Origin of the sequence: Arthrobacter sp. HY1533, assembly GCF_027568515.1 — a bacterium.
In the GTDB taxonomy this organism is placed as follows: Bacteria; Actinomycetota; Actinomycetes; order Actinomycetales; family Micrococcaceae; genus Specibacter.
Genome location: NZ_JANKZF010000014.1, coordinates 14,600 through 36,771, shown reverse-complemented (window position 1 = coordinate 36,771; position 22,172 = coordinate 14,600). Strand labels below are relative to the sequence as shown.

The 22,172-nt window shown below is 66.9% G+C and carries 11 protein-coding genes; 5 read left to right on the top strand and 6 right to left on the bottom strand.

Going from position 1 to position 22,172, the window contains the following annotated elements:
- Positions 1 to 247: 247 nt before the first annotated feature.
- Both PCK14_RS11935 and PCK14_RS11930 read left to right on the top strand, forming a co-directional pair.
- Complete coding sequence (locus tag PCK14_RS11935) at positions 248 to 5,656, top strand: endo-alpha-N-acetylgalactosaminidase family protein (RefSeq protein ID WP_269938720.1); 5,409 nt, start codon at positions 248 to 250, stop codon at positions 5,654 to 5,656.
- Between the two features lie 452 nt (positions 5,657 to 6,108).
- Positions 6,109 to 10,617 carry an endo-alpha-N-acetylgalactosaminidase family protein gene (locus tag PCK14_RS11930; RefSeq protein WP_269938719.1) on the top strand — a complete coding sequence of 1,503 codons (4,509 nt, stop codon included), beginning with the start codon at positions 6,109 to 6,111 and terminating at the stop codon, positions 10,615 to 10,617.
- Positions 10,618 to 10,720: 103 nt separating this feature from the next.
- Here the strand turns inward: PCK14_RS11930 and hutI are convergent, their stop codons facing one another.
- The gene (gene hutI / locus PCK14_RS11925; protein ID WP_269938718.1) at positions 10,721 to 11,944 is read right to left on the bottom strand and encodes an imidazolonepropionase; all 1,224 of its coding nucleotides are present in this window, start codon (positions 11,942 to 11,944) and stop codon (positions 10,721 to 10,723) included.
- A 124-nt stretch (positions 11,945 to 12,068) separates the two neighbouring features.
- Between hutI and PCK14_RS11920 the strand changes: the two genes are divergently transcribed.
- A complete protein-coding gene (locus PCK14_RS11920; RefSeq protein ID WP_269938717.1) occupies positions 12,069 to 12,713 on the top strand; it encodes a LysE family translocator in 645 nt (214 codons plus the stop codon).
- Positions 12,714 to 12,723: 10 nt separating this feature from the next.
- Here PCK14_RS11920 and PCK14_RS11915 read toward each other — a convergent pair whose 3' ends face one another.
- Positions 12,724 to 13,809: an NAD(P)/FAD-dependent oxidoreductase gene (locus tag PCK14_RS11915; protein ID WP_269938716.1), complete on the bottom strand. Its 1,086-nt coding sequence runs from the start codon at positions 13,807 to 13,809 to the stop codon at positions 12,724 to 12,726.
- Between the two features lie 108 nt (positions 13,810 to 13,917).
- On the opposite strand from PCK14_RS11915, the gene PCK14_RS11910 reads away from it, so the two are divergent.
- Both PCK14_RS11910 and PCK14_RS11905 read left to right on the top strand, forming a co-directional pair.
- On the top strand, positions 13,918 to 14,910 hold the full coding sequence (locus PCK14_RS11910) for a formylglycine-generating enzyme family protein (RefSeq protein WP_442864711.1): 993 nt from the start codon (positions 13,918 to 13,920) through the stop codon (positions 14,908 to 14,910).
- Positions 14,907 to 16,568 (top strand): acyltransferase, encoded by a 1,662-nt coding sequence (locus PCK14_RS11905; RefSeq protein ID WP_269938715.1) that lies wholly within the window; start codon positions 14,907 to 14,909, stop codon positions 16,566 to 16,568. The genes PCK14_RS11910 and PCK14_RS11905 overlap by 4 nt, the downstream gene beginning before the upstream one ends.
- 73 nt (positions 16,569 to 16,641) lie before the next feature.
- Here the strand turns inward: PCK14_RS11905 and PCK14_RS11900 are convergent, their stop codons facing one another.
- From PCK14_RS11900 to PCK14_RS11885, 4 genes are all read right to left on the bottom strand, one after another.
- Complete coding sequence (locus tag PCK14_RS11900) at positions 16,642 to 18,438, bottom strand: ATP-binding cassette domain-containing protein (RefSeq protein WP_269938714.1); 1,797 nt, start codon at positions 18,436 to 18,438, stop codon at positions 16,642 to 16,644.
- Entirely contained in the window at positions 18,431 to 20,299 is a 1,869-nt protein-coding gene (locus PCK14_RS11895; RefSeq protein WP_269938713.1) for an ABC transporter ATP-binding protein, read from the bottom strand. The genes PCK14_RS11900 and PCK14_RS11895 overlap by 8 nt, the downstream gene beginning before the upstream one ends.
- Before the next feature lie 72 nt (positions 20,300 to 20,371).
- Positions 20,372 to 21,307: a phosphotransferase gene (locus PCK14_RS11890; protein WP_269938712.1), complete on the bottom strand. Its 936-nt coding sequence runs from the start codon at positions 21,305 to 21,307 to the stop codon at positions 20,372 to 20,374.
- The gene (locus tag PCK14_RS11885) at positions 21,304 to 22,074 is read right to left on the bottom strand and encodes a hypothetical protein (RefSeq protein WP_269938711.1); all 771 of its coding nucleotides are present in this window, start codon (positions 22,072 to 22,074) and stop codon (positions 21,304 to 21,306) included. The genes PCK14_RS11890 and PCK14_RS11885 overlap by 4 nt, the downstream gene beginning before the upstream one ends.
- Positions 22,075 to 22,172 lie beyond the last annotated feature (98 nt).

The window sequence follows — 22,172 nt, the reverse complement described above, 5'->3', positions numbered from 1 at the left end:
ACGTCAAGTTCAATCATTGTTACGCCAAACTTCACCAGTCCCGCTCCACGCCTACGGGGCGAAACAAAAGGGCCACGCAAGCAAAATGACTTGTCGCCCGGCTCGCAAATAATCCATACTGATACGATGTTATGGATAACAGAGTGATCCAGCTCATAGCCGGCACTCCCCCGTCCAGCCATACGCGCCATCAGCCAAGCGCGCAAAACGCCGCTTGCCCGTAACAAAGTTGTTCAAGGAGTTCTTGATGTCACTCGCTCGACACCACCGCAAGTGGATGGGGATGGGGGTTGCCGGCGCCGTCCTGGCCGGCACCATCGTTCCCATCGCTGCAGCCATGCCGGCCCTCGCGGCGCCGGGAACGGAGGTGATCACCTCCGGGCCGTTGTCCGTGGAGGTCTCCACCGCGTTCCCCCAGGCGCTGAAGTACACACTCGCCGGCAAGTCCATGACAGGCGCCACCGCCGTCGCCACCCAGATGCGCATCAACGGCGTGGACCAGGCGGTCACCGTGACCTCCGCGGTCAGCGGCGACAAGAAGTCGATCGCCTATGACATCACCGTTCCCGGCATGGCCGGGGTAAGCATGAAGGCCAAGCTCTCCGTGGAGGGCAACGTCCTGACCTTCAACATCACGGAGATCAAGGAGACCGGTGCCGCCAAGGTCAACCGGATCCAGATCATGGACCAGGACCTGGTGACCCTGTCCTCCACGCAGGCCGGCGCAAGCCTGGCCACGGCCGTCGTGTCGGTTGACCGGGCCAAGAGCGGCGACACCATCACCGCCATCGACGCGGCCGCAGCGGTGGACGCAGCAGCCAAGACCTCCATGGTGGCCATTGCCAACACGGCGGAGCTGGCCGCAGGCTTCGAGTCCAACTCGATGTACGACGGCGCCTACAGCGCTGCCGAAAAGACCCTCTCCGCCGCGGATCAGGGACGCTTCTGGCGCCAGGTCAAGACCGACGGCGCCAACAAGAAGGTTGGCATTTCCTCCGGCGCCTGGCTGTACCGGGCCAAAGACTCCACGGAGACCGAACCGCTGCCCATGGCCAAGGTGGTCATCACCGCCGACGCGAACGCCGACGGCACCGTCAACTGGCAGGATGGCGCCGTCGCCTCCCGCGACATCCAGATCAAGCCCTACGGCTGGGAGGATGTCAAGAACCGCGTCGTCCAGACCATCCCGTTCAACTTCGCCAGCCAGGCAACCAACCCGTTCCTGCGCACCCTGGACGACGTCAAGCACGTGTCCCTGGCCACCGACGGCCTGGGCCAGCTGAACCTCCTGAAGGGCTTCACCTCCGAAGGCCACGACTCCGCCAACACGGACTTCAATGACAACTGGAATGAACGTGCCGGCGGCCTGAAGGACATGAACACGCTGCTGGAACAGTCCAAGAAGTACGGTGCCACATTCAGCGTGCACATGAACAACACCGAGGCCTACCCCGCGTCCAAGGCGTTCAGCGACACCTTCATCAGCCAGCCCCCGGCCAAGAACTGGAACTGGCTGGAACAGGCCTACTTCATTGACCAGCGCCGCGACGTTCTCTCCGGTGACCAGAAGACCCGCATCAGCGGCATGGCCGGCAACGTCAATGACAACCTGACCACCAACTACATTGACGTCTACTACGAGACGGGCTGGGTTGGCGAGCGCCTGCAGCGCAACATGATCGAGGCCGGCTACTCCGTTTCCTCCGAGTGGGCCAACTACATGGTCCGCAACAACACCTGGTCACACTGGGCCGTGGATGAAAAATACGGTGGCACGGCAAACAAGGGCTGGAACTCGCAGATCCTGCGCTTTGCCCAGAACACCCAGCGTGACACCTGGAACCCGGACCCGCGCCTGGGCACCCCTCACCTGGTGGAGTGGCAGGGCTGGACAGGCCAGAACGACTACAACGCGTTCCTGAAGAACGTGTGGGACAACAACGTTCCCGCCAAGTTCCTGCAGCAGCAGGAAATCAAGTCCTGGACCCCTGACGCCATCAAGCTGGAAAACAACGTGAGCGTCACCGGCAACTCGCTGGAGGATCGCGTCATCACCCAGGACGGCGTGAAGGTCCTGGACGGCCACAACTACCTGCTGCCCTGGTCCAGTGAACTCGTTGAATTCGGCGAGGAAGCCAGCCACGACGTGGACAAGCAGGGCAAGCTGTACAACTACAGTCTGGCCGGCGGCACTCAGAACTGGAAGCTGACCCCCGAATTCGCCACCCAGGCAGCGCTGAACGTCTACGAGCTGACACCCCAGGGCCGCAAGCTCGTGGGCCCCGTCAACGTTGTTGGCGGCGGCATCACGCTCAACCCGAAGGCCAACACCGCCTACGTGCTCGCACCCACCTCCGCACTCGCAACGGTTCCGGACAACACGGCCACCGCATGGGGCCAGGGCACGGGAATCAAGGACCCCGGATTCAACTCCGGCAACCTCGCCGCCTGGAACGCCACAGGCGATGTCACCCTGAGCACCTCCGCCAAGGGCCTGACGGCCGCGAAACTCGGCGCAACGGCGTCGGGCATTACCCAGCAGCTCGACGGCCTGACGAAGGGCACCTACTCCGTGAGCGCCTGGGTTGAAATTGACCCCTCTGCCAACTCGCAGGAAAGCTACCCGCGCGGCAAGCGTGAGACCACACTCTCCGCAACAGTTTCCGGCCAGCCCGCCGTCACGAACACCACCAACTCCTCGGCACTGTTCAACACGGTGGCTGCGGACCAGAAGAACAGCACCTTCACCCAGCGTGTGCGTGTGCTGATCGATGTGAAGAACGACGGCGACAGGCCGACTGTCACCTTCTCCGCCCCCGCCGGGGCGACGGCCGTGCTGATTGATGACTTCCGCGTCGTCAAGACCCAGCACGTCACCGCCGCCGATGTGGTGGACGGCGCCCCCGCCGGCGTGGTGCTGGCCGAGGACTTCGAGAACGTGGACCAGGGCTGGGGCCCGTTTGTGAAGGGCAATGCCGGCGGCAAGACCGACCCGCGCACGCACCTGGCACCGATCCACGCCCCGTACACGCAGAAGGGCTGGAACGGCAAGCTGACGGACAACGTCCTTGACGGCAAGTTCAGCCTGCTCTCACATGAGGAAAACAGCGGACTGGCCTACCGGACCACCCCCGCCACCATGGCCTTCAAGCCGGGCCGCGACTACGAAATCTCCTTCGACTACCAGGCCTCCAAGGCCAACGAATACACCTGGGTTGGCGGCTACGACGGCGCAGCCGGTGCGGTCCAGACCCAGTCCACGCCCATCCCCATGAAGCAGGAGACCACCCGCTGGGTGCAGAACTTCACCGCATCTGCCTGTGGCGACAGCTACGTTGGCCTGCTGCGCAACGGTTCCGTTGCCACGGACTTCTCGCTGGACAACCTGCTGATCCGCGACCTCGGCGCATCCACCAACACCCCCGCCTGTGCGCAGCTGTCGCTGGGACAGACCGGACCCATCATTGAGCAGGATGCACCGAACGAGTTCACCACCACGCTGGTCTCCAACGAGCCCGCCGGCGTCTCGAACGCCAAGGTGAGCCTGGAACTGCCCGAGGGCTGGACTGCCACGGCCACCACGGCCAACACCGCGGCAACGCTGGCACCCGGCGGCAAGCTGGTCACCAAGTGGGCAGTGGATGCCCCGGCAACAGCCGATGGCAACTACACCATCAAGGCCAAGTCCACGTACACCACCACGGTTGCCCCGGTTGGTTCCCGCACGGCCGAGGCGACACTGGGTGTTTACACCATGCCCAACCCGCCCACCAAGGACACCTTCGCCTCCGACATGCAGTGGATCGGCACCCCCACCAACGGATGGGGACCCGCCGAGAAGGACTTCAACAACGGAGAACAGGGCGAGAAGGACGGCCAGGGCATCATGCTGGACAACCAGCTCTACGCCAAGGGCCTGGGCGTCCACGCACCCTCCAACATCAAGTACTTTGTTGGTTCCCAGTGCAGCGCGTTCAAGGCAGTCATCGGCATTGACGACAAGCAGGCCACCCGCGGCTCGGTGATCTTCAAGATCCTCGGGGACGGAAATGAGATCTACAACTCCGGCCTGCTCACGGCAACCTCTGCCGCGCTGCCCATCAACGTGGACCTGAAGGGTTCACGTTACGTGGAACTGGTGGTTGACCCCACCGCGGACCTCAACGGCAACGACTGGGCCGACTGGGCCGATGCCAAGTTCATTTGCTCCGACGATGCGCCTGCACTGGCGTTGGCCCCGGCCATCAACCCCGCGGGCCCGCTGGAGCAGGGCAAGTCCTACACGGTCACCGTTGGCGAGCTGAAGGCAGCCACCGAGGCCACGTTCTCACTCGGCAACACCGAACTGGGCAAGGCCACGGCCAATGCAGAAGGCATTGCAACGTACACCTACAAGGTGGCAGCCGATGCCGCCCTGGGGGCAGGAACCATCAACGTTGCAGGCACCGACAAGAACAGCAAGGCAGCCACGGGCTCCGTTGCCATCAGCACGGTCGGTGCCCCGCCGCCCGCACCCACGAAGGACAGCTTCGCCAGCGACCTTGAGTTTGTGGGCACCCCCGTGAACGAGTGGGGCCCGGTTGAACGGGACCTGAACAACGGTGAAAACGGCAAGGGTGACGGCGCTGCCATCATCATCGACGCCAAGACCTACCCCAAGGGTCTTGGCGTGCACGCCGATTCCAGCATCCGCTTCTACCTCGGCGCCCAGTGCACCAGCTTCAGTGCCGTTGTTGGCATTGACGACGCGAAGCTGCCCAAGGCGCACCGCGGCCACGTGGTGTTCACGGCTGTGGGCGATGGCAAGAACCTTGCCACCTCCCCCGAACTGACCGTGGACGACGCTGGCTACAAGTTCACCGCCGATGTGACGGGTGTCCGCTACATCGACCTGAACGTTGCCAAGATCAAAGTCGGCGGGCTGAACGGTGACGAGTGGGCTGACTGGGCAGATGCCAAGTTCAGCTGCGGCACCACGGTTCCGACCGCCACACCCACGGCCACGCCTTCGGCCACACCGAGCGCTACGCCGTCGGCAACCCCGTCAGCAACGCCCTCGGCCACACCGTCGGCAACGCCCAGCGCAACGCCCTCGGCAACGCCGAGCGCGACGCCTTCGGCAACGGCTTCGGCCACCCCGAGTGCAACTGCTTCGGCCACAGCCTCGGCCTCGCCGAGCGCCAGCGCGACGGCGTCGACGGCTCCCACCGGTGCTGCCGGCGGCAGCATCAGTGCCACCACCGTGGCACCGGGCGGGGAACTGACCATCACCGGCAAGAACTTCAAGCCCGGCACGAAGGCCACGTTCACGCTGCACTCCAAGCCTGTCCTGCTGGGCACAGCGGTAGTCGCCAAGGACGGTTCAGTCACCTTGACCGCCAAGCTGCCCGCCAATGTACCGGCAGGCAAGCACACGGTGGTCATTGCAGGCACCGGCACCGACGGCAAGCCGGCCAAGTTCAGCATCGCGCTGACGGTCACCGGCGGCACCGCCAGCCAGCCCGCCACCGCGGGAGCTGCCACCACGGCGGCATCGGCAGATGACCTGGCCAGCACCGGCGCCAACGGCGTCCTGCCGATCCTCGCCATCGCACTGCTGGCCCTGTTCGGAGGCGCGGCAACCATCCTGGTCCGCCGCCGACGCACGCACGGCTAGCCACCACCCCGGGCAATAAGCCCAAAAAAGCAAGGGCGCCGGACTTGAAGAAATTCAAGCCCGGCGCCCTTTTTTGGTGGTCGAGCCTGTTCCCGGTGATTGAGCTTGTCGAAATCCAGCACCGGATCTCGACAAGCTCGATCACCGGGGTCCCGGGGCAGTCGCTAAACCTCGCGCACACCCGGACCCCGCTGACCGCAGCAGCTTCCATGAACCTTCCGTCGAACCCTTGTAATTTGAATCACGCGGGCGGATACTCAAAATGTTATGGATCACACTCACCGTCCGCCGCTTGCGTCAAGCTGCGCGCCGGCCGCTCTGAGCCCCATTCACACGTCCAATCCCCTGAACCCAAGGACATTCAAGTGATTCCACCCACCACACCCAGCCAACGGCCAACTCCGGCCCACAATGGCCGGGCTTTTCACAAAACCATTGCAACGGCAGCCACAGTGGCGCTCCTTGCAGGCCTCAGCGTTGGCATGGGGGCCACCGCACAGGCTGCACCGGACCCCTCGGGCACGCCCGTCACGCCGTCGCAGTACACGCTCATGGGCACCGACTCGCAGTCGCCGGCGTACCCCGCCCCGCCCGCCCTGGACGGCACGGCTGCCGGGGCCTTCGACAACGACTACGCCTCGCAATGGACAGTCGCCTACAAGGTGGTGGACGGCGTCGGCGTGGCCGATCCCCTGCCGCACTGGATCTCCTGGGACGCTGGCGGGTCCTTCACCCTCACGGGACTGGACTACTCGGTCAAGAACCAGGCCAACGGCCCCGTCAAAAACTTCAAGGTCTTCGTCACCGACGACCGCACCGTGGCAAGCAACCCGGCCGGCGACTGGGGTGCACCCGTCGCGGCGGGCAGCTTGGCCCAGCCTGCCTCAAACACCCAGGTCCAGACCATCCTCTTCGACAACCCGGTCAAGGCCCGCTACGTGAAATTCGAGGCCGACAGCACCGTCAACGGCAGCAACAACGTCTCCGCCTCGGAACTGCGCGTGCGAGCCACCGGTGACACGACCCCCGCGCCCGTTCCGCCAGCGCCCCCGGCCGATCCGGCAACGCCCATCACCATCACCAACGGCAAGGGCCTCTCCGTTGCGGTGGGCAAGGAATTCCCGCAGGTCATCTCCTACACGCTCGGCGGCAAGGCCCTGGCAGGCCAGGCCGACAAGCTGGTGAACTTCACCCTCAACGGCAAGAACTACGCGGCAACCACCACCATGACCTCCGCTGGCGCAACGGCCAACTACACGTCCACGTTTGCCGATTTCCCGAACCTGACCATCGAATCGGCCATCACGGCAACCGCCGCCAACACGGTGGAGTTCGCGGTCACCAAGATTTCTGGAAGCGCCGCCACGACACTTGACCAGTTGGCAATCCCCAACCAGTCCCTGGTGTCTGTCGATTCCAGCGATGCCGCGGCACAGCTTGCCCGGACCAAGATTTCCACCGACTCCACCACCACTGCCGACCAGTTCACCTCCGTCACCGGCAGCACCAAGCTTGACCCGGCCGACGTCGGCACCCCCTACGGTTTTGTCAGCAACTCCCAGCTCTCCGCCGGGCTCATGACGAATGCCACGGACGACTCCGCCCAGGATTCCAACACCAACTGGAACACGCGCCTGCAGTCCCGGATCCTCGACGCTGGCAACGGCGCCAAGCGCGCCGAACTGTCAGTGGGCAACTACACTTACGCAGCCAAGGGTGCCACCGATCCCCGCGTGCAGTTCTACACGCTGCCCAAGACCACAGTGGTCCTTTCCGCCGACGCCAACGCAGACGGCAAGGTCACCTGGGAGGACGGCGCCATGGCGTACCGGACAGCCATGACCGAGCCCCTGGGCGCCAACAGGGTCCCGGAGCGAGTGGTCCAGCACATCCCGTTCAACTTCGCCTCCGAGGCCACCAACCCGTTCCTGAAGACCCTTGACAACGTCAAGCGGATTTCCCAGTCCACGGACGATCTTGGCCAGTGGGTCCTGGAAAAGGGCTACGCGAATGAGGGCCACGACTCCGGCCACCCGGACTACGGCGGGGACTACAACACCCGGGCCGGCGGCCTGGCGGACCTCAATACCCTGGCCGCCAAGGGCGCAGACTACAACGCCGATGTGGCGGTCCACGTCAACGTGACCGAGGCCTACCCGCAGGCCAAGAGCTTCAGCGAAGGCATGATCTCCGGGCAGGTCAACGGCTGGGACTGGCTGAACCAGTCCTACCACATCGACCAACGCAAGGACCTGGGCACCGGGGCCATCCTGGACCGCTTCGCCGAGCTCCGCAAGGAAGCCCCCGGCATCAAGACTGTCTACATTGACGCCTACTACTCCAGCGGATGGCTGGCCGACCAGCTCGCCACCGGGCTGCGCGCCATGGGCTTCGAGGTGGCCAGCGAGTGGGCCTACAAGTTCGAGGGCAACTCCATCTGGTCGCACTGGGCCAATGACAAGAACTACGGAGGCGCCACGAACAAGGGCATCAACTCCAACATTGCCAGGTTCATCGCCAACACCCAGCGTGATGTCTGGAACACCGATCCCCTCCTGGGCGGCGCCCAGCTCAAGGACTTCGAAGGATGGACGGGCCAGGACGACTTCAATGCGTTCTACAACAACATCTGGGTCAACAACCTGCCCACCAAGTTCATCCAGCACTTTGAAGTCACCAACTGGGACATTGGCAAGTCAGCAACACTGACGGACGGGGTGGCCATCAACATGGTCAACGGCCAACGCCAGATCACCATGGGCAACGCCGTTGTCCTGGACGGCGGCACTTACCTGCTGCCCTGGCAGGATGCGGCCAACAACTCCAAGACCACCTCCCCCACCGACGCCAACAAGATGTACTTCTACTCGGCGGCCGGCGGCACCACCACCTTCACGCTGACCAGCCAGTTTGCGGGCAAGCGCAACTTCACGCTGTACAAGCTCACCGACCAGGGGCGCACCAAGGTCGCCGATGTCATCAACAACAACGGCACCGTCACGCTGACCGGGGACAAGGCAGTGGCCTACGTGCTGGCACCCAACGGCAACCAGCCCGTGAACAAGAACGCCAACTACGGCGACGGCTCCCCGCTGGTGGATCCCGGCTTCAACGCCGGCAACCTGGACGCCTGGAACGCCACAGGCGGCGCCGCCGTGGCACGCACCGCCATTGGTGACAACGTGGCTGTCCTGGGGACCTCGGCGTCGTCCATCTCCCAGAACGTCAAGAAGCTCGACAAGGGCAAGACGTACACGCTCAGCGCCAACGTCGAGATCGCCGCCGGCAGCCGCCGGGCCGTCACACTCAGCGTCACAGGCAAGGACCTGAGTGCGTCCAACACCTTCGACATCACCCCGGCGAAGAACCAGGTGGCCGCCGATGCCAAGCAGGGCAGCTACTCACAGCGGGCATCGGTGCAGTTCACCGCCCCAGTCAACCAAAAAGTGGACGTGTCCATCAGCGCAGTGGCCGGCGACGCCGCGGTGACACTGGATGATGTACGCATCATGGAAGACACCACGACGCCGGTGGCAGTTGCGGCGAACAGCCCCGGAAAGCTCGTGGCCAGTGCCAACTTCGAGGGCAACCAGCCCGGCTGGGGTCCTTTCATGAAGGGCGACGCCGGCGGATCCACCGACCCCCGCACCAGCGTCAGCATCCTGCACGCCCCCTACTCCCAAAAGGAATGGAAGAACACCTACAGCCCCTACAACTCCGGCACCCTCAACGGCCAGGCAGTGGATGACGTCCTCAACGGGGACTCCTCCCTAAAGTCGCATGAGGAAAACACGGGACTGGTGTACAGGACAGTTCCGGCAACGGTTCCCTTCACGGCGGGCCACTCCTACACGGTGTCCTTCAAGTACCAGACCAACGTGGCCGGCCAGTGGCAGTGGGTCACAGGCGCGGACACCGTGGTCGGCGGAAAGCTGGCCTCGAAGGACCTCAAGGCCGAAGCCATGGCGCCGGCGCTGGACACCGCAAGTTACTCGCGGACCTTCACGGCCGGCTGCGGCGACAACTGGGTGGGCCTGCGCAAGACCGGCTCCGCCAACGGGGCCGACTTCGTGATCGACGACTTCACGGTGACCGATCTCGGTGCCGTCACCGGAGGGGCCTCCTGCGCCTCCGTGGCAGGGCCCGCCAACGCGGACCTGAACCCGGGCACCAGCAACAGCTACGTGACCACGTTCACGAACAATGAGAGCACTGACGCCACGAATGTGGCCATGTCGCTGGGCACCCTGCCCGCCGGCTGGTCGGCCCAGGTCGCCACCAAGGACGGCAACCTGGTGGGCACGCTCAAGCCTGGTGCCACGGCCACCACCACCTGGCTCATCACCGCGCCGGCCGGGGCCGCCGGCACCACGGCAGTGATCCACCCCGCGGCCGTCTACTTCAACGAGTGCGCCACCAAGAGCGTGGATTCGGATTCAAATCTGCACGTGGCCACCGCGGCCATGGTCCCGACCTCGGCCATGACGGCCAGCGCGGACTCGCAGAACCTGGACTCCGGCCCCGGTGAGGGACCCGTGGCCAATGTGCTGGACGGGGACCTGGGCAGCATCTGGCACACCCAGTACGACCCCACCATCACCAACTACCCCCACTGGGTGCAGCTGAACCTCAACGGCGCCTACACGGTCAGCGGCTTTGGCTACCAGGGGCGCCAGTCCGGCGGCCAGAACGGCAAGGTGAAGGGCTACACCGTCTTCACCTCCATGGACGGCACCACCTGGACCCAGGCGGCCACCGGAAACCTGGCGGACACCACGGCCATGCAAAACATCACGTTCCCGGCCGTTGCGGCCAAGTTTGTGAAGTTCCAGGCCAACAACGCCATCAATGGGCTGCAGTTCGCCGCGGCCGCCGAGATGCGCGTCTATGGCACTGGCGGGACGGCAGCCACCGGTTTCGCCCCCGCCACCCGCCCGGCGGACACGGCCTGCACACCGTAGCCCGGCAGGACGCCTGACAGCACAACCAACCCGCAGTAGTGGCCGAGAAACAAGCGAAAATCGCGACTTTCTCAGCCACTACTGCGGGTTGGTTGTTTAAGGACTAGACCTCGCGCACGCCTGCCCGCCACACGGCTGCCGTCAGCGGGATCCCGGGCCGGTAGGCCAAATGAGTGGCCGAGGGTGCCTTGAGCATGTGGAGGTCGGCGCGGTGGCCCACGGCAATCGTGCCCACGGCCCGCTGCCCGTCGGCATCAACCCCGGACTCACGGCCCAGGGCCAGCGCCCCGCCGTAGGTGGCGGCCCGCACGGCCTCGCGCACGCTCAGGCCCATCTGCAGCACGGCAGTGGTCACACAGAATGCCATGGAGGAGGTGTACGACGTTCCCGGGTTGGCGTTGGACGCCATGGCCAGCTGCACGCCGGCGTCGAGCAGTTGCCGCGCGGGTGCCAGCGGCGCCCTGGTGGACAGGTCACAGGCCGGCAGCACTGTGGCGACGGTCCCGCGCACACCCGCCCCGCGCCCCGCATTGGCCCCCGCATCCCAACCGGACCATGACTGCGCAAGGAGTGCCACGTCGTCGTCCGTCAGGAAGTTCACGTGGTCCACGCTCGCCGCGCCAAGTTCCACGGCCAGTGCCACGCCCGCCCCCGGGCCCAACTGGTTGCCGTGCACGCGCAGGCCCAGCCCGGCGTCGCGGCAGGCCTCCAGCACGCGGCGGGACTGCTCCGGGGTGAAGGCACCTCGCTCGCAGAAAACGTCGGCCCACTTGGCGTAGGGGCGCACGGCGGCAAGCATCTCGGTGCAGACCAGCTCCGTGTACTCGTCGGCGTCCATGCCGGCCGGCACCAGGTGCGCGCCGAGATAGGTGACCTCGTCGGCCACGGTGGAGGCGATGCGGGCGCTGCGGGCCTCATTGTCCACGTCCAGCCCGTAGCCGGTTTTCGTCTCCAGGTAGGTGGTGCCCTGCGAAACTGCCTCGGCCACACGGCCCAGCCCCAGCCGGGTGAGCTCGTAGTCCCCTGCCGCGCGGGTGGCGTCCATGGTGACCGCGATGCCGCCGGCGCTGTAGCTCTGCCCGGCCATGCGCGCCTCAAATTCCGCCGTCCGGTCGCCGGCAAACACCAGGTGCGTGTGTGAATCCACCCACCCCGGCAGCACGGCGCGGCCCTGCGCATCAGTGGCGGTGTCGGCGGCCGGCGCGTTGGCGGCGGGCCCGATCCAGGCGATCCGCTCCCCCTCCAGCACCACGGCCGCATCCTTCAGGGTGCCGTGTTCACCGTCCTGGGTCATCAATTCGCCAATGTTGCTGATCAGTTCACTCATGCCCACAGCCTACGACGGCGCCGCACACCACGGGCGTCCCGGGCCGGCTTGGGCGTCTGGCATGTCAGACGGTGGCGCCCAGAGCGGCTTGCGGGCAGGTGGCACCGCACCGGACAATGTACCCATGACCCTTGTTTCCCTTGTGGCCTTTGCCGGCCTGTGCCTCATGCTCGCCCTTATCCCGGGCCCGGACACCTTCATGGTGCTGCGGATTTCCCTCAACCGCGTGGGTGCCGGCATTGCCGCCGCGGCCGGCTCTGGCGTGGGCGCGCTGGTGTGGGCGGCACTGGTGGGCCTGGGCCTTGCAGCCATCCTGGAGCAGTCTGCCGAGGTGTTCCGCTGGATCAAGATTGCCGGCGGCCTGTACCTGTTGTACCTGGGTGTCTCCTCGTTCCTGAAGGCCCGCAAGGCGGCCAAGGAAGGCATTGCCGCCGACGGCGAGGGAACCCAGCCGCTGGTCTACAGCAAGCGTGCCGGATTTGGCGCGGGCCTGCTGTCCACGCTGCTGAACCCCAAGGTGGGGCTGTTCTACCTGGCCGTGGTCCCCCAGTTCATCCCCCAGGGTGCCAACACGCTCGCCATGGCGATGGTCCTGGGCCTGACCCTGGCCGTGATCGGCTTCCTGTACCTGACAGCCATTGCCTTCATTGCCTACCGGGCCATGAAGTGGCTGCGCAAGCCCAAGGTCAATTCACTCATTGAGCGCATCAGCAGCGGCATCCTGGCCGTGCTGGGCGTGGGCGTCATGGCTTCGGGCGCCACGAGCTAGGCCCGCTGCGTTAAAGCCCTGGCCGCTGCGGGCTCAGGGCCGCGGCCAGCTCTGCATCTTCGCCCGGCAGCTGCCCCGTGATGAGCCGCGCTGCGAGCGTGGCCAGGGCCGCGGAGGTCTGGATTCCGTAGCCGCCCTGTCCGGCCAGCCAGAAGAAGCCGGGCACACCGGCGTCGAACCCCACCACGGGCAGGCCGTCGGCGGGGTGGGTGCGCAGCCCCGTCCAGGAGCGCACGACGCCGGAAATCCCCAGGGTGGTCACGGCGTCAATGCGGTGGATGAGTTGGGCGATGTCCGCCTGAACCACCTGCGCGTCGCCTGCCTCGGCGGGGACCGATTCGCACGGCGAGATGAGCAGGTGCTCCCCGTCGGGGCGGTAGTAATAGGACTCGTCGGCCGGTTCCACCATGGGCCCGGACGGGTTGACGGGCTCCCGAGTGGACACGATTGCCACGCTGCGCCGGTGGGGCACCAGCCCGCGCGGGCGCACCCCGAACATGGCAGCCACGGCATCGGCCCAAGCACCGGCCGCGTTGACCACGGTGGCCGCGGTGATCACATGCTCCCCCGCCACCACCTCAAAGCCGCCGTCCGTTGCGGTGGCCGAGGCCACGGGCGCACCCGTGAGGACCACGGCCCCCGCGGCCACTGCCCGGCTGCGGTAGAACTCAATGAGGGAGGGGACGTCCACCTCCATGGCGGTGCCGTCCAGGGCTGCCTCCTGGAAGATGTCAGGGCGGACGTCGGGGCTCAGCCGCAGCGTTTCTGCGTGGTCAACGCGCTGCAGCTGACTGTGGGTGGCCAACAGCCGGGCCACCTCGGCGGCAGTGCCCAGGGTCAACAGTGGCCGGGGTGCCAGGATGGGGGCTGCGAGCGCGCCGGAGATGTCCCGCACCATGGCGATGCTGCGGTGCGTCAGTTCCTGGATGGCTGCCGGGCCGTAGCTGGGCTGCATCTGCCGGGCCGAACGGGAGGAGGTGTGGTGGGCCAGGGTTTCCTCGGCCTCCGCCACAACAACCCGCGTGTGGGGCGCCAGCGCCCATGCGAGCGAGAGCCCGGCAATTCCTCCGCCAATGACCAGTACCTGTGCATCCATGGCGCCATGGTGGCACACTTGCGCCGCCACGCGCCAACCGGGGCGGTTTCGCCGCGCCGGAAGCCTAGACTGGTGGGAATCCCAGATGCCTGCTTGCAAGGAGAACCCGTGTCCAGTTGTTGCAGTCCCGGCGGCCGCGCCGGCCACGGGGACCACGCGCCCGCCGGTGCCCAGCTCTTCTCTCCCAGCGTGCCGGCCAAGCCCTCCCGGGCATCCGGCCACGGCCACCTGGAAGTGGCCATCCCCGGCGGCACCTTTGCCATGGGCGACCCCTTCGATGAGGGCTACCCGGCGGACGGCGAGGGGCCCGTCCACGAGGTGCGGATCTCTGGCTTCAGCATCGACACCACTGCCGTCAGCAATGCCGCCTTTGCCGCATTTGTTGACGCCACCGGCTACCGGACGGAGTCGGAACTGTACGGCACCTCGGCGGTGTTCCACCTGGCCGTGCAGGCCGACGCGGCGGACATCCTGGGCACGGCCGCCGGCACACCCTGGTGGTTGAATGTCCGCGGAGCTGACTGGGCCCACCCGGCCGGGCCGCAATCGTCATGGCAGGACATCCCGGACCACCCCGTCACCCAGGTCTCGCACACGGATGCCCTGGCCTACTGTGCCTGGGCCGGGCGTGCCCTGCCCACGGAGGCGCAGTGGGAGTATGCGGCCCGCGGAGGCATGGCCCAGGCCCGCTACCCCTGGGGCAATGAACTCCATGGCACGGCGGACGACGGCGCGCAGCTGCACCGCTGCAACATTTGGCAGGGCACCTTCCCCACGCAAAACACGCTCGACGACGGCTTCCTCACCACCGCACCGGTGGACAGCTTCGAGCCCAACGGCTATGGCCTGTTCCAGACCAGCGGCAATGTGTGGGAGTGGTGCGCCGACTGGTTCCTGCCCAAGTACTACAAGGGCTGCCTGGCCCAGGGCACCGTGGAGGACCCGGCCGGTCCCACGATTGGCCGCGGACGGGTCATGCGCGGCGGCTCCTACCTGTGCCACGACTCCTATTGCAACCGCTACCGGCTGGCCGCGCGCAGCTCCAACTCTCCGGAGTCGGCCAGCGGCAACCTGGGCTTCAGGACGGTGGCGCCCGCATGAGCTATTCCTCGCCCTTGAAGTTCGACTACTCTCCCTGGCTGTTCTGGCCCTCGGCCTCGGAGGAGGAACAGCGTCGCCAGTTGCAGCACCAGGGCGAGCTGAAGGAAACCCCCGGCGTCTCCATTGGCGAGCAGGTTTTCCTCTCCCCACACGCCAACATCGACCCCGTGGAATTCCACATCGGCGACAACTCCTACGTTGCCGCCCACGCCTACATCACCGACCATGTGCATCTTGGCGCCAACACCACAGTCAACCCCTTCACAGTGATCCGCGGCAAGGTGCGCATTGGTGATGCGGTGCGGATTGGCGCGCACACCTCCATCATTGCCTTCAACCACTCCATGCACCCGGATGAGCCGGTCTATAGGCAGAAACTCACCGTCAAGGGCATCACGATTGGCGACGACGTCTGGATCGGCTCCAATGTCACGGTCCTGGACGGCGTCACCGTCGGTTCCCACGCCGTGCTCGCCGCGGGCGCCATCGTGACCCGGGACGTGGCGGACTGGTCAATTGTTGGCGGCAACCCGGCCCGGCACCTGCGTGACAGGCGGGAGGTTGGAGCCGCCAAGCCAGCCCCACTGGCGGCGAGGCTGGCGGACTTCGGCGCCATGGTCCGCCAGGATGCCCCCGCCCTGATTGCCCGCTGTTGGGATCCCGCCCGCAACGGCGGCTTGTATGCCGATTCGCCCGGTGCCGCGCCCACGGTCCGGGCGCACTGCGACGCCGTCGAACTTGCGGAACTGCTGCTGGGCACAGCACCGGCCCAGCTCACCCACGCCGGCCATGTGGCCCGGCTGCAGTCCCTGCAGGATCCCGTCACGGGCCTGGTTCCCGAGTACTGTGCAGATGGCACGCCCGACGCCGGCCCCCTCGCCTTTGGCACCGGCGCCGCCACGTACCATGTCCTGTCCGTGGGCTACGCTCTTGACCTGCTGGGCAGCCGGTTTGCCCACCCCATCCACGCGGTGGCACAGATGGATGCCCCCGGCCTCGTGGATGCCTTGGCAAAACTGCCGTGGCAGAAAAACGCCTGGGGCGCCGGGGCCTGGATCGACGCCTGGGGCACGGCCAGCCACTGGAACCTTGCGCGGGGCACCGGGGACCGGAGCCCGGCGAACGCCCTTTTTGGTTGGCTGCTGGGCAATGCCAGTCCCTCTACCGGTGCGTGGGGAGACCCGGCAGAAGGATCCCTGTTGCAGACTGTCAACGGCTTCTACAGGCTGACGCGCGGAACCTTTGCCCAGTTCGGGCTGCCCATTCCCTACCCTGGGAAACTTGTGGACACCGTGCTGGGGCATTCGGGCGATCCGCGCCATTTTGCCCCCGGGCGGCAGAATGCGTGCAATGTCCTGGACGTGGCTCACCCGCTGTGGCTGGCCGGCCAGCAGACCGGCCACAGGCGGCAGGAGGTGCTGGCGTGGGCCAGGGAACAACTGGATGCCGCGCTGGGGCATTGGGTGCCGGGCGAAGGCATGCCGTTCAGCTTTGCAGCCGATGGGACGGCCGAATCGCTTCCGGGCCTCCAGGGCACGGAGATGTGGCTGGCCATCATCTGGTATCTGGCGGATTTGCTGGGTGAGTCCGAGGCCCTGGGCTACAGGCCGCGCGGCGTGCACCGCCCGGAGGCCGCGTTCAAGCTGGCAACGGGCTAGGAACCGCCAGGATGGGGCCACGCGCCTGCGGGACCCGGAAATCGCGCCAGCGATTTGTGGGAGGGCGTGGGGACTAGCTGTATCCGCCGGCCTGGGCCTGGTAGAGCCGGGCGTACTCCGCCCCGTTGTCCATGAGCGCCTGGTGGTTTCCCCGTTCGGCCACCCGGCCCTTGGAGATCACCACAATTTCATCTGCCATCCGCACCGTTGAGAAGCGGTGCGATACCAGGACAGTGACCATGCCGTTTGCCCCCGTGGCCTGGTCCACGAACCGCCGGTACAGCTCGTCCTCGGACTGCGGGTCCATGGCTGCGGTCGGCTCGTCGAGAACGCGCAGCAGCGGCGCCTGCCGCATGAGCCCCCTGGCCAGTGCCACCTTCTGGGCCTGGCCGGCGGACAGCTGCACGCCGCCGTAGTGCAGCCCCAGCTGCGTGGCCGGCCCGTTGGCAAGCGTGCCGATGACGGCGTCCGCACCCGACGCCTGGGCCGCAGCGGCAATGGCGCCCGCATCGGCGCTCCGGGGCAGGTCCCCCACACCGATGGCCGTGCCCACCTTCAGCTGGAAATTGACGAAGTCCTGGAACGCGCCGGCGGTGCGCTGCCTCCAGCCCTCCAGGTGCAGCCCTGCCAGCTCGGTGCCGTCAACGGTGATGCTGCCGCGGTCCGGGGTGTACATCCCCGTCAGGAGCTTCACGAGCGTGGTCTTGCCAGCCCCGTTGATGCCCACCAGGGCCACGGTGGAACCAGCGGGGAAGTCCAGGTTGATGCCGGAGAGGACCTCCACGTCGGTTCCGGGGTAGCTGAAACTCAGGTCCGTCAGCTTGATGCCGCTGCCAAGCGTCTCCGGAACGGGCACCGTGCCTGTGTGGCGCTGCCTGTCGGCATAGTCCATGAGCCACAGGTAGTGCTCGGTGGCCAGCCTGGCATCGGCAATGCGGGTGTACTCCTCCACGATCTGGCGGACCTGGAACCGCAGCGTGGAGGCGAGGGTGATGACCAGCATGACGTCGCCAACGCCGGCCCTGCCGCCGGCCACGAGTTGCGCCAGCAGCACCAGGGCCGCGATGTAGGCGGCGGCAAAAGCCGACCACGAGAGCAGGTTCAACCCCATGGCACGGGTCCTGGCCCGGGCCCGGACCGCGATGACCTGGTCCGAGGCCTGGCGGGCCTGGGCATCGAGTTCGCCGGCGGAACCGGAGAGCTGGATTTCCTTGGCCGCTGCCGGGTCCAAAAGGAGCTTGTGGAGGGCTGCCTCGTGGCGTTCCAGTTCGGCTGTTTCGCGCCTCGCACCAGCTTCGTACGCTGTGGCCCGGTTGGCCGCCCACAAGGGAACCAGGGACACGGGGGCAAGCAGGCCCAGCAGCGGATGGACCTGCATGAGCAGCACAACGGAAAAGCCCACGCTGACCAGTGCCCCGGCCCCTGCGGCCATGGCCCAGCCGCCGCTGCTGAGGTCGCGCACGGAACTTCGCAGCAGGGACACCTTGTCCAGGAAATCCGAGCGCTCAAGGTGGGCCAGGGTGGGAATGCTCCCGGCGGTGGCCAGGATTTCGTCGTTGACACTGACCTCGATGAGGTCAATCAGGTGGCCCTGGCGGTAGCGCTGGATCCAGTCAGCCGCACCGCCAATGCCCACCACGGCACCGCCCAGCAGGGCCGCCATGACCACACCGGCCACCAGCTGGGCGCCTGCCGCGTCCACAATCCAGCGCTGCGCGATGGCGCCCAGGCTGTTCAGGGACGCGCCCACGGCAATGAGGACCAGGATCGCCACCGTGGACTTCCTGTCCACGCGCCAGCCCAGGCCCATGATGTGGCGGGTGACGCCCCTGGTCCGCACCTTGTTTTCCTTGAGGGTTTGCTCAGCCACGTGCGGACTCCTGTTCTGCGTCTTCGGCGTCGGACGGGGTGCCTGCCGTGAACCGGTGGGCCTGGAGGGCGAACGCGGAGGCGTAGTTGCCGCCGCGTTCCATCAGTTCCTGGTGCGTTCCGTCCTCTGCCACCCCTTCCCTGTCCAGGACCACTATCCTGTCGGCCGGGCGGACGGTGGAGAGGCGGTGTGAAATCAGCACCACTGTGGCTTTGCCGCGCACGGCGTCGACCAGGTTTTGGAAGAAGTCGGCCTCTGCCTGGACGTCCAGTTGCGCCGTGGGCTCGTCCAGGACCAGGAAGTCCCGTCCATGGGCCACGGCGAACAGGGCGCGGGCCAGGGCAATCTTTTGCCACTGTCCGCCGGACAGGTCCGTCCCGCCGGAGCGTTGGCGGCTCAGCAGGGTGTCCAGGCCTTCGGGCAGGGTGTGCAGGATCGGCGCGGCACCGGCTTGTTCCAGCGCCATCCTGATTCCCTCAATGTCGGTGCGGTGTTCCGGCGCCTCCATGGCAACGTTGTCCGCCAGAGACAACGGGTAGCGGTTGAAGTCCTGGAAGACCACGGCGCACCGCCGCTGCCATTGCGTGCGTCCCGGGCCGTCCACGCGGAGCCCTCCGGCAACAATCGTTCCCCCGTCCGGCCGGTAGAGTCCCGTGAGCAGCTTGATGAGCGTGGTCTTGCCGATGCCGTTGCGGCCCACGATGGCGAGAACCTGGTGGTGTGGGATGGATAGGGAAAAGTCGGCCAGCACGGGCCGGGGGCCCTGCGGGTAGGTGTAGGAAATGCCCCGCACGTCAACATCGTTGCGGGTCCCTGCCGGAACCGCCCCGGTGCCAGCAGACGCCACGCTGGGGCCGAAGGAGTCGGTGAGCCGGTTCATGGCCTCCAGCGCCCGCATGCCGAAGGAGATCTGAATGGCCTCGGAGCCTAGGTGGCTGTTGGCCAGCACGGCCAGGCCTGCCACGGAGGTCTGGACCAGCACGGAGATGCCGGCCTCGCCGTTGGCCACGGCCAGGCCGGGCAGCGCGAGTGCGGCCGCAGCGGCCGCCATCCGGGGAACGGCAAGGATCCAGTTCGCCTTGAACATGGCCTCCCTGGCCGCTGTCACCTCACCGAGGTACTCCCCCATCTCGGCACGGCGGCGCCCCGCAACCCAGTCACCGAGCCCGAACATCCGCACCTCCTTGCCGGCCCCCGGGTCGGTGCCCAGCTCGGTCCAGTAGGCGGCCCGGCGCCGGTGCATTTCGCGTGTGTCCCGGACCGTGGAGTTTTGCAGAAACGCGCGCAGCGCAAAGACCCTCGTGATGAGCCCGGCCGCGACCAGCCCGGCCGCCAGCCACCAGGAGAAGTGGGCCACCACTGCGGCGCTGCTGACGATGGCCGCGATGCGGAAGATGAAGACCAGCTGCTGGGTGGCCGCCTGCCCGGCGGAGCGGATGAAGCCGTTCAGGTTGGCCAGTTCTGAGGCACGCGAGGCATCGTCGCCAAAGGCCGCAGATTCAATCGTGGAGAGTTCGGATGCCTGGAACTTCAGCCGCACCCGGGAGCGGATGTCCGCATCGATGATGGCCGAGATGGTGGCGGCCAGGGAAAATCTCAGGGACTGCGCAACTTCCTGCGCAATGAGCAGTACGGCCAGGGCGCTGAGCGGGCCGGCGGCTGCCGCCAGGGTCAGGCCGCCCGGCACGGCCAAGGTGGCGGCCAGCCATCCGGTGGCGAGGGCGGTGGCACCCGGCACCACTGCCGTGACCGCGCTGAGCAGGGCCAGGGCCATGCTGCGCCGGCCGTCCAGCTTCAGCAGCTGCAAAAGCTGCCACCGCGCGCGTGCCGACTGCCGTGTTCTTGAAAAGAATTCCCCCATGGTGCCCATTCGATCCAGCCTATGCACCTCGGTGAAAAAAGATGCTTCGTTACGAGCAGAAAGAGTCAGGCGTCAGGACAGCCGCTGCGCCAGCCAGCCGAGGACCGCATCCCCCTGCTTCCTTTGGAAGGCGCGCAGGGTGGGGATGCCGGCGGGCGCAGGCATGCGGGACATGTCCAGGAAGTAGCCGATGAATCCGGCCAGGACCCCGTTGATGGCTTCCGGGGTGGCCCCGCGGAACGCCGGATGCGTTTCAATCCAGTGTTCAATGTCGGATTCCGGCGCCAGCGTCTTGGCGTTGATCAGCACTCCCAGCGCATCAAACCACGAAGAGCCCACGGTGGCCCATGGCCAGTCAAGCAGGATGGCGGCTCCCCCGGCCAGCAGGATGTTGTCGGCACGCAGGTCGCCGTGGACCAGCGAGTTGCCGGCGAGCGATCCCAGGCCCGCGCGGGCCAGTTCCGCCAGCTCGCCCAGGTGGGCTGCAGCCCAGGGGTCTATGCCGTCCATGGGCTGCTCCGCCAGCTTGTCCCAGCCCAGAAACTCCCCGCTAAGTTCGTCCTCGTTGCGCGGCAGTCCGAGCCCCTCCGGCACGGGACGCTGCGCCACCTGCGCCAGCGTGTCCAGAACGCAGCGCAGCTCGTTTTCGGCCCAGGGTTCCTGCGGGTGCCGGCCCGCGACGTCGGCCAGTGCCAGCGCAACCCAGGTGCCGTCGTCGTACGTGCCGAGGAAGGCGGGGGCCGGGGTATCCGGCGGGAGGGCTGCGGAAATGCCTGCCTCGCGCCGGTGCAGGGTGGCCGAGGTGGCGTTGACGTCCGCGCTCACGGCCTTGACGAAGGCGCGGCGGCCCGAGGCCAAGACCACGCGGTCGGCAGATCCGGGCGAGAACCCGCCGGGCTGGGACACGGCTGACACGACGGTGTCGCCCAGGATGTCCTCAACCCCGGCGCGGACGTGGGGTGGCAGCTGGGCCCAGCCGATGCGGTGGTTGGATTTCGACAAGGTCAATCACCGGTCCGCGGAGCGAGCGTGAGGATCGTGGCGTCGTCGGCCACCTCGTCGATTTCGCCCTGGCGCACGCGCAGCTCGTGCAGCAGGCCCAGTGCGTCGACGGTGGTCGCCGTGCGGGCCAGGAATTCCTCGGGGCCGCTGACGATCCCCAGGTCCACGGCGCGCCACGCCCCGTCGGTGGCCATGACCATGAGCTCGGGCCGTCCCAGCTGGACCACATGGGCGTGGTCCGCCGCTTCGGCTTCGCGCCGTGCCACCCAGAGCCGGCCGGGAGTGTTGCGCATTTCGCGGTCTCGCTTGAGCTGCGCCAGCCGTTCGGCGGGCTCAACGGCGGTGATGCCCGCGTCCGCCAGCTCGGCGCGGACCAGGTGGGTGGCGCCGTCGTGCGTGCGGACCACCATTGTGCAGTCGGCAAGGCTGGCGATTTCCACGCCGTCGGCGTTCAGCTGCGCCACGGTGATGGCGGCGCTCGGGAAGCGCACGCGCTCATCCCCCACCAGCGGTGAAGCGGCCGCATCGACGGCAGCAAGTGCATCCGCCAGCACGGCGCCGACGCCGGACTCGGTGGCTGCACCCAGCGCCTGAGTTAGTTTCTGCGCCAGCCACTGCGGGTTGGACGCGGCGGGCAGGTCCAGGGGCTCAAGCAGCGTGGTGGCGCCGTCGATGATCCAGGCGTTGGGGCCGTTGAAGCCGCAGCTGTCCTCCTGGACATGGGCGTCGCCCTCGAATTGCACGCGTGCACGGATGTCCCAGGCAAAAGTCATGGTTTTATCCTGCCACGCCGGGCGTGTACCCCGCGGGAGCTGCAGATATGCGCATGGCCCGCAGCTGGCGGTGTGCATAAACACTTGTGCGCACACCC